The sequence below is a fragment of the Micromonospora sp. NPDC052213 genome, assembly GCF_040679695.1.
GTDB lineage: Bacteria > Actinomycetota > Actinomycetes > Mycobacteriales > Micromonosporaceae > Micromonospora.
This window is the reverse complement of record NZ_JBFAVI010000392.1, coordinates 1-1,121: the sequence shown is the minus strand read 5'-3', so window position 1 is coordinate 1,121 and position 1,121 is coordinate 1. Positions and strand designations below refer to the sequence as shown.

Annotated in this window: 1 protein-coding gene; it reads left to right on the top strand. The window is 61.3% G+C overall.

Features of this window, described 5'->3' with window-relative positions:
- Positions 1-1,017 (top strand): hypothetical protein (locus AB0L34_RS34205; protein ID WP_363709819.1); only part of this gene is annotated, 1,017 nt, incomplete at its 5' end.
- Positions 1,018-1,121 lie beyond the last annotated feature (104 nt).

The following is a 1,121-nucleotide window of genomic DNA, read 5'->3' as shown; positions in this document are numbered from 1 at the left end:
GCTCGGGATATCCTTATCGGGCCGGAGCTTCAGGATCTTATCGACAGGATCGACGCTGAACTTGTCGGAGACACGATCACCATCACACGCAAGTCTCCCGGGCTCGATAAGGCGGTGCTCGAACGCGTCTGGCAACAACGCCCACAATTGCGTACCCCGATCCGTAGTTGGCTGGAGTCGATCACGACCACGGGCGCCGTCGCCAACGACCACCTCGATCGCGTGGCGGATGTGCTGGTCCGGCTGGCTGCTGACCTAGGGTCGTTGGAAACCCTGGATATCGTTCAGAAGTGGTTGACTCAAAAGTCCCGGCATCGCACCTTAGCTATCACCATTCTCGAACGTTTGGCGATCAGCAACGAGGTCGGCTCAGTTGTCCGCAGGCGTCTCTATGAATGGGCAAGCCGGAAGAGCGGCGTGGACATCCTCACAGGAGTCGCAGAGGTTTGCGCGGGGCAGCTCGCCCACCACAGCGTTAAGGCCGCCCTGTCTCGACTGCGACTGCTAATCGGCGATGAGGTTATCGCCGCCCGTCCTGCGGCGGCTCAGGCGCTCAGGCAGCTTGCCGTCAACGACGAGTTGGGGGACGAGGTCGTGACAGTGGTGTTCGACTGGTTCGAACGCCAAGACCGCCGAGCTGGGGCCCTCGGCCTGCTCGCCCTGATTGACCCGGAACTTGAGCCGTCTACAACGGAGCTAATCCGATCTATCGCTTCAGCCCCAGAGCGCGCACAAGCCTTGCGGGATGCATGGTCTGCTTTGATCTCCGACAGGGCCACCGGGGCAGCGGCGATGACCGTTGCGGAGAACTGGTTTGCTGCTGCCGACGCCGGTGCACTCGACCCTGAGGTCGTAATAGCAATTCTAGCTCCCATCATCCGGAACAATCTCACCAGCGACAGCTTTAAAGATTTCGTCACCCAGGGAAGCTCTTCGGAAACCCGCAAGAACCTGATCGTGTCGCTTGTCATGGGCTCCTCACCGTCTATCATCGACGCAAGCGCAAACAAACAGTGATATTCAAGCGACCATGGTGGCGAACAGCAGGGCGCTGGCGACTCGCCGCCGCCGGCCGGGCGCCAGTCCCGCAGGCTGGCCACCGGCAGCAGCCCGTACGGCTG